Here is a 6732-nt window from a genome sequence, read left to right as displayed (position 1 = left end):
GATTATAGTTAAATAATTTGGCAAGAATTTAATTAAGCTTATATTTGCAACTCTTTTTTCGGGGTGTAGCGTAGCCCGGTTATCGCGCCACGTTTGGGACGTGGAGGCCGCAGGTTCGAATCCTGCCACCCCGACCAAAAAAAAGCTTCAGTTTTACTGAAGCTTTTTTTTATTCTAATCTTATATAATTCTCTGAATATATTCTTGAGCCATTCTCGTCCAATTCTACTTGGCTAAATCTATTTTTTGAAAGGATTAGTTCGTATTCAAAGGTTTTTCGAAGTTTCATTATATTATCCATAGTTAATGATCCATATTCAACATGTTCAGTTAGAATATTATCATTAATGTTGTATTTACCAAAAGCAAACCATTCGGTTGAATCTGCAGGTCTTTTTTTACTCCACATAAATTTTCCATCGGTAAACAATTTAATTTGTTTTTGATTGGCATTGGAGATTGTGGAATCTTTGATTTTATCGTTGACATAGTTATAGAAACTTACTAATTGCCATGCGCCTTGAAGATTTTTACTTTTATTGTCTGTTTTAATTTCTGTAAAATCTTTTTTGCTGGTTTCGCGGTTAATGTCACTGTTATTATTACAAGAAAATAATAGTAGCAGAATTACTGAAAGTAGTATTGTGTTTTTCATAATTCGTGAATTAAGTTGTTGATCTACTGCAATTTACGAAAAAAAATTATGAAAACTTTTTTGTTAGTACATAATATATTTAAACCTTATTAAAACCATTTGAAAAAGAAACCAGAAATTAATACTGCCACGACAAGTATAAGTAATATTATTACTACAAAGCCACTTGTTAATTTAGTTGTTTTATCTTTTTGTAAAATGTAATCTTTTCTATCTTCGTTTTTATCTTTTATTAAACTCATATTTTAGTTTTATTTGTTAATGTATACTGTTTTTGTGTTTACAAATTCTAATATTCCTTCTTTTGACAATTCTCTACCATAACCTGAGGCTTTTGTTCCGCCGAAAGGCAATCTAGGATCAGATTTTACCATTTCGTTTATAAATAAAGCACCATCAGGGATTTGACTGATATTATCATAAATGCCATCAATATCATTTGTGAAAATCATTGTACCCAAACCGAATCTAGAATTTTTAGCTAGCTGTAAAGCATCTTGTTTATCCTTAGCTTTAATGATTGCTGCTACAGGTCCAAAAGTTTCTTCATCAAAAACTGGCATTCCAGGCGTAACATTAGTAATTATAGTTTGTTGATATTTTGCTTTTTCTCTGGTATTACCATAGTGCACAGTTGCGCCTTTTTTTAATGACTCGGTTACTTGTTTTTCTAATTCTTCAGCTAAATCTTCTCTTGCCATGACGCTCATATAGGTGTCTTTGTCTTCAGGTTTTCCATATTTTAAAGCGGTTACCTTTTTAGTGAATTGCTCTAAAAAAGTGTCGTAAATTTTTTCTGTAACAATAAACCGTTTCGCAGCAATACAACTTTGACCATTATTTTGCATTCTGGCGCTAACCATTGTGCCTAAATATTTATCTAAATCTGCGTCATCTAATACAACACAAGCATTATTACCACCTAATTCTAATACCGTTTTTTTAAGGCTTTTTCCAGCAATGGCTGCTATACTTTTTCCAGCTTTTTCGCTACCAGTAAGTGTCACTGCTTTTACTATATCATTTTGGATTACCGCTTCTAAATCCTTGTGGTTAATTAGTAAAGCTTGAAAACATCCTTCAGGATAACCTGCATCGATAAATAATTTTTGTATGGCAATTGCTGTACCTGTTGAATTTGATGCATGTTTTAAAAGACCCACATTACCAGCTGTCAATGTTGGAACAGCAAATCTAAAAACTTGCCAAAAGGGATAATTCCAAGGCATTATGGCTAGTATTGTACCTAAGGGATCGTAGCTTATAAAACTTTCTGAAGCTTCAGTTTTAATGATTTGATCAGATAAAAAGTTGTCTGCATTAGCAATGTAAAAATCACAAAGGACAGCACATTTTTCAATTTCGGCAATACCTTGTGCTATAGGTTTTCCCATTTCGGTTGCCATTAATGTGGCATAATTTTCTTTGTTTTCTTCTAATAGATTAGCTAAGTTTTTTAATAATTTGGTTCTGTAAGGAATTTCGGTTTGGCTCCAAGTTTCAAACGTTGTGTTTGAAACAGTTAGGATGTTAGAAATTTCTTCTGGTGTGTGATAATTATATTTATTAATTACGTCACCTGTATGCGGATTAGCTGTGATTATTTGCTTTTTCATTGGTTTTATTTTTTGTTAAAATTATAAATAATCCATAGTAATGTCTGATTTAAATCTTATTTTAACATAGATTTATCAATTTATTTAAAGTTTTATTAAGAATAATTAAACGCTTATATTTTATCTTTGTTTCAGGCTGATACAAACTATCAGTATAAATATTAACCATAAAAAAAAATAAAATGAGCAAGAACACAAATACAGCGTTAGGACTATTATTAGGAGGAGCAATTGGAGCAACTTTAGGAATATTATTTGCACCAGATAAAGGTGTAAATACAAGAAAAAAACTTAAGGACGACGCAATTGCTACTAAGGATAAATTAGCAGATAGTGCCTTACATTTAAAGGATCAAGTAGCTAGTACTATAACGTCACAAAAACATAGTTTAGATTCTCAGTTAGAAACTGTAATTTCTGATGCAAGTTATAAAGCAGACGATGTAATTACTACGTTAGAAAGTAAATTAAAAGATTTAAAAGCGAAGAATAAAAAACTTCAAAAATAGATGACTGTTTTTGAATCCATACAAGATACCTCGAATCAAGCGATTGATAAAGGTGAAGAATATTTAAAAAAATCCCATGAGTATTACAAGCTAAAGGTTTTTCAGCAATTGACAATGTCAATTAGTTTAGTTTTAAAATCATTATTAATTGGTGGATTAATACTTATAGGATTTGTTTTTGTAGCGGTTGCTGGAGCAATTGCTATAGGTAACATGTTAGATAGTTTTTCACTTGGCTTTTTAATTGTTGGTCTTATTTTTATGTTATTTTCTGCAGTTATTTATTTAATAAGAAAACAGATTAACAGTAAGGTTATTCAATCACTGTCAAAAACATTTTTTGAATAATGATGAAACAATATAAAACAGAACACGATTTAGAGAATGACCTTAAAAGACTTAGTCTTGAAAAGCAAATTGCATGGGAAGAATTAAAATCTATTAAAGGAGACTTTAAAGAAGCTGTGCAACCTCCAAATTGGTTACAAACAGGTTATAAAATGTTTACAAAATTTGGAATGATGATGTTATTCAAAAAAATAATAAAATAATCTAACCATTAAAAATCAACCAATGACCATATTTGAATCCATAAGAAAAGACCATGATACCCAAAGGGAATTACTAGATCAGTTAGTAAAAACTACAGGAGATAGTAAACAACGAGATAAGATTTATAAGCAGTTAAAAAATGAATTAAATATTCATGCAGAAGCGGAAGAACGTCATTTTTACAAACCACTTATAACTAATGACATGATGCAGGAAAAAGCTAGACATGGTATTGCGGAACATCACGAAATTGACGAATTATTAGAGCAATTGGATGATACGGAATATAGCTCTTCAGCTTGGCTTAAAATAGCTAAAGATCTTAAAGAAAAAGTAGAGCATCATCTAGAAGATGAAGAACACAAGTTTTTTCAGTTGGCAGGAAAAGTTTTTAATGACACCCAAAAAACAGCGTTAGCAAAAGATTATAGATCGTATATGGATACCAATTTATAGATTTATAAGTGAAAGCTTTACATACAGATATTTACAATCAAATTCTTTTACAACCAGAACAGGTTATAGAAGAATTTGATTTGGTTTATACCAATCCTTCTCATTTAAAGATAATTAGAGAACGCTTAGATGATGACTTTATTTTTAAACTTAAAAATAGAGTAATCAAGGAGGAAAATGAAATAAACAGAATTAAACAGTTGGTCATTCCTCCAGCATGGAATAATGTAAAGATTTCTCAGTTAGAAAATGGTCACTTACAAGTGGTAGGTCGTGATGCTAAAAATAGAAAACAATATAGGTACCATCCTAAATGGAATAAAATTAGAAATCAAACCAAATTTTATAAAATGTATCTTTTTGGGCAACAGTTACCTAACATAAGAGCACAAGTAGAGGTTGATTTGGACCAAACCACATGGACGCAAAGCAAAGTATTAGCATTGATTGTAAGATTAATGGAAGAAACACATATACGGATTGGTAACACACAATATGCTAAACGTAATGAAACCTATGGTCTTACCACATTAAGGTCTAAACATGTAAATACTTTTAAGGATAAAATTCAGTTTGAATTTGTTGGTAAAAAAGGTAAAGCACACAAAGTTTCTATTAGAAATAAAAAGCTAATAAAATTAGTTAATAAATGTGAAGAAATTCCTGGTTGGGAGTTGTTTCAGTATTACGATGCTATTGGGGAAAAACAAAAGGTTGATAGTACTATGTTAAATAAGTATTTACAGGATTTAAGTGGGACGCTTTTTACTGCAAAAGATTTTAGAACATGGGCTGCAAGTATAATTTGTTTTGAAACCTTAAAGGAATTAGGATACACAGAAGATCCAAAATTAAATAAGGAACATATTTTACACGCTATGGATGTTACATCTAGTCAATTAGGAAATACAAGAAATGTGTGTCGTAAATATTATATACATCCTGCAATTATTAAAAATTACGAAGAAGGTACCATTGTTAATTATTTTGAATCTCCTAAAAAAAAGAAGCAAATACCAGATCACTTCACACCCATGGAAAGCGCTTTAATGCGACTTTTAAAATCATATCAGCCAGAATTTTAATTGGGATTTCTTAATAACGTCTTAAATAGCAGTGTGCTTATGTTAAGTGCAGTTAAAGTCTTTGTAAATGCGTGTTAAACAGTATTATATAAGGTTGCATAAATTGTAAATTTGAATAATATTTAAAACAATTAATTATGCGCTGGACTATCTTTTTTATAATTCTTGCATTTATATCAGCTATTTTTGGTTTTGGTGACCTAGCAGGAAACTTAGCGTTTGTGGCTAAGCTGTGTTTTTTTGTATTTGTAGCTTTGTTTATTGGTACAGTTTACAAGTTTATATCAGAACATTAAAACCTTTTAAATTAACTATTAGTACCTAAAAGCTGTCTTACTTGAGATGGTGTTTCAATTTTATAAAATTTATCTTCAATTACTAATATAGAATTAGCAAGTACTTCTGGATTGTTTTGTATTACTTTAATCCAATCCTCATCCGTTAATACCGCTTTATTATCATAATTTTTAGTAAAATCTGGATGCTCCTTATTTATTAATTCAGCTACAGCTATATTTAATTTAGCAGCAATTTCTAACCATTGAGTGTCAGAAACTTTAGTTTTTGAAACATCAATTGTTAACGTTTTTTTTACACTATCTTGGATATATGCTAATGTTTGTTTGTCTACATTAGAGTTAGAATTATAGTAAAACGTATTTTTATTAGTGTTGGTCGCTATCACACCCATTGGTTTTTAAAATTAAATTAGAGTTTCAAGTTAGAATATTTCAAATAAAGTTTTCTTAAAAAAAAGAAAAAAAATAGACTATAAGAACTCTTTATTCTTTAATAATAACTTTTAATAAGTCTAGTGTAAGTTTTCTTATAAAAATTCTACTTTTGTAGAAGATAAAAATGAATATAATATGTCAGAGAATATAGAAAAAGTAAAATGTTTGATAATAGGTTCTGGACCTGCAGGATATACAGCAGCCATATATGCAGCAAGAGCTAATATGAAACCTGTTTTATACCAAGGAACACAACCTGGTGGACAATTAACAACTACAAACGAAGTTGAGAATTTTCCTGGTTACCCAGAAGGTATTACTGGTCCAGCAATGATGATGGAGCTACAAAAGCAAGCTGAACGTTTTGAAACAGATGTTAGAGATGGTTGGATTACTAAGGTAGATTTTTCTGGAGATGTACATAAAGTATGGGTTAATGGTGAAAAAGAAATCCACTGTGATACCGTAATTATATCAACTGGAGCAAGTGCTAAATATTTAGGTTTAGAGTCTGAGCAAAAATATTTAAAACTAGGAGGAGGAGTTTCTGCTTGTGCTGTTTGCGATGGTTTTTTCTACAGAAATCAAGAAGTGGTAATTGTTGGAGCAGGAGATAGTGCTTGTGAAGAAGCACATTACTTATCAAAATTATGTACTAAGGTAACCATGTTAGTTAGACGTGATGAGTTTAGAGCGTCTAAAATTATGGCTGAACGTGTTAAAAATACTAAAAACATAGAAATCCTTTTTAATACCGAAACGGAAGAAGTTATTGGTGACGGTCAGGTTGTAACAGGTGTTAAGGTTTTAAATAACCAAACACAGCAATCACACTTAATTCCAGCGACTGGATTTTTTGTGGCAATTGGACACAAACCTAATACAGATATTTTTAAAGGCTTTTTAGATTTAGATGAAACAGGTTACATTATTAATGCTAAACCAGGAACCTCTAAGACAAATATAGACGGTGTTTTTGTTAGTGGAGATGCTGCAGACCATGTGTACAGACAAGCTATTACAGCAGCAGGTACAGGATGTATGGCAGCTTTAGATGCAGAACGTTATTTAGCAGCTAAAGATTCTTCTTTTGAGGTTAGTACTTCTACTTATAACTAGTATTTA

General features: G+C 30.6%; 11 protein-coding genes and 1 tRNA gene. 8 read left to right on the top strand and 4 right to left on the bottom strand.

Annotated elements, in window-relative coordinates; genetic code table 11:
- The first annotated feature begins 59 nt into the window (after window positions 1–59).
- Window positions 60–137, top strand: a tRNA-Pro gene (locus tag B2989_RS09105).
- Between the two features lie 32 nt (window positions 138–169).
- Here the strand turns inward: B2989_RS09105 and B2989_RS09100 are convergent.
- The 3 genes from B2989_RS09100 to B2989_RS09090 all read right to left on the bottom strand — a co-directional run bounded on the left by B2989_RS09100 (window position 170) and on the right by B2989_RS09090 (window position 2271).
- Complete coding sequence (locus B2989_RS09100) at window positions 170–655, bottom strand: hypothetical protein (protein ID WP_292947594.1); 486 nt, start codon at window positions 653–655, stop codon at window positions 170–172.
- Window positions 656–744: 89 nt separating this feature from the next.
- Window positions 745–897 (bottom strand): hypothetical protein, encoded by a 153-nt coding sequence (locus B2989_RS09095; RefSeq protein WP_292947591.1) that lies wholly within the window; start codon window positions 895–897, stop codon window positions 745–747.
- 9 nt (window positions 898–906) lie between these two features.
- A complete protein-coding gene (locus tag B2989_RS09090; protein ID WP_292947588.1) occupies window positions 907–2271 on the bottom strand; it encodes an NAD-dependent succinate-semialdehyde dehydrogenase in 1365 nt (454 codons plus the stop codon).
- A gap of 182 nt (window positions 2272–2453) precedes the next feature.
- Between B2989_RS09090 and B2989_RS09085 the strand changes: the two genes are divergently transcribed.
- From B2989_RS09085 to B2989_RS09060, 6 genes are all read left to right on the top strand, one after another.
- Window positions 2454–2780, top strand: a complete 327-nt coding sequence (locus tag B2989_RS09085) for a YtxH domain-containing protein (protein ID WP_292947585.1) — start codon at window positions 2454–2456, stop codon at window positions 2778–2780.
- Window positions 2781–3128 carry a hypothetical protein gene (locus B2989_RS09080; RefSeq protein WP_292947582.1) on the top strand — a complete coding sequence of 116 codons (348 nt, stop codon included), beginning with the start codon at window positions 2781–2783 and terminating at the stop codon, window positions 3126–3128. It begins immediately after the preceding gene.
- The gene (locus B2989_RS09075; protein WP_145002302.1) at window positions 3128–3331 is read left to right on the top strand and encodes a hypothetical protein; all 204 of its coding nucleotides are present in this window, start codon (window positions 3128–3130) and stop codon (window positions 3329–3331) included. The genes B2989_RS09080 and B2989_RS09075 overlap by 1 nt, the downstream gene beginning before the upstream one ends.
- Window positions 3332–3353: 22 nt before the next feature.
- Window positions 3354–3788 (top strand): hemerythrin domain-containing protein, encoded by a 435-nt coding sequence (locus B2989_RS09070; RefSeq protein WP_292947578.1) that lies wholly within the window; start codon window positions 3354–3356, stop codon window positions 3786–3788.
- 8 nt (window positions 3789–3796) lie between these two features.
- Window positions 3797–4873, top strand: a complete 1077-nt coding sequence (locus B2989_RS09065) for a DNA topoisomerase IB (RefSeq protein ID WP_292947576.1) — start codon at window positions 3797–3799, stop codon at window positions 4871–4873.
- Between the two features lie 137 nt (window positions 4874–5010).
- On the top strand, window positions 5011–5169 hold the full coding sequence (locus B2989_RS09060) for a DUF1328 domain-containing protein (RefSeq protein WP_348661794.1): 159 nt from the start codon (window positions 5011–5013) through the stop codon (window positions 5167–5169).
- Window positions 5170–5180: 11 nt separating this feature from the next.
- Here B2989_RS09060 and B2989_RS09055 read toward each other — a convergent pair whose 3' ends face one another.
- Entirely contained in the window at window positions 5181–5564 is a 384-nt protein-coding gene (locus tag B2989_RS09055) for an arsenate reductase family protein (RefSeq protein WP_292947574.1), read from the bottom strand.
- Between the two features lie 178 nt (window positions 5565–5742).
- On the opposite strand from B2989_RS09055, the gene trxB reads away from it, so the two are divergent.
- Window positions 5743–6726, top strand: coding sequence for a thioredoxin-disulfide reductase (gene trxB / locus B2989_RS09050; protein ID WP_292947572.1), 984 nt, complete (start codon window positions 5743–5745; stop codon window positions 6724–6726).
- Window positions 6727–6732: the final 6 nt, after the last annotated feature.

It is taken from the genome of Olleya sp. UBA1516 (assembly GCF_002323495.1).
Taxonomy (GTDB): Bacteria; Bacteroidota; Bacteroidia; order Flavobacteriales; family Flavobacteriaceae; genus Olleya.
The sequence above is the reverse complement of the archived record's forward strand: the minus strand, read 5'-3'. Positions and strand labels throughout refer to the sequence as shown.

Bases quoted from the DNA above. Each gene is read 5' to 3' on its own strand.
- B2989_RS09085 (WP_292947585.1), top strand. From the start codon at position 2,454: ATGAGCAAGAACACAAATACAGCGTTAGGACTATTATTAGGAGGAGCA.
- B2989_RS09055 (WP_292947574.1), bottom strand. From the start codon at position 5,564: ATGGGTGTGATAGCGACCAACACTAATAAAAATACGTTTTACTATAAT.
- B2989_RS09080 (WP_292947582.1), top strand. From the start codon at position 2,781: ATGACTGTTTTTGAATCCATACAAGATACCTCGAATCAAGCGATTGAT.
- B2989_RS09070 (WP_292947578.1), top strand. From the start codon at position 3,354: ATGACCATATTTGAATCCATAAGAAAAGACCATGATACCCAAAGGGAA.
- trxB (WP_292947572.1), top strand. From the start codon at position 5,743: ATGTCAGAGAATATAGAAAAAGTAAAATGTTTGATAATAGGTTCTGGA.
- B2989_RS09090 (WP_292947588.1), bottom strand. From the start codon at position 2,271: ATGAAAAAGCAAATAATCACAGCTAATCCGCATACAGGTGACGTAATT.
- B2989_RS09075 (WP_145002302.1), top strand. From the start codon at position 3,128: ATGATGAAACAATATAAAACAGAACACGATTTAGAGAATGACCTTAAA.
- B2989_RS09100 (WP_292947594.1), bottom strand. From the start codon at position 655: ATGAAAAACACAATACTACTTTCAGTAATTCTGCTACTATTATTTTCT.
- B2989_RS09095 (WP_292947591.1), bottom strand. From the start codon at position 897: ATGAGTTTAATAAAAGATAAAAACGAAGATAGAAAAGATTACATTTTA.
- B2989_RS09060 (WP_348661794.1), top strand. From the start codon at position 5,011: ATGCGCTGGACTATCTTTTTTATAATTCTTGCATTTATATCAGCTATT.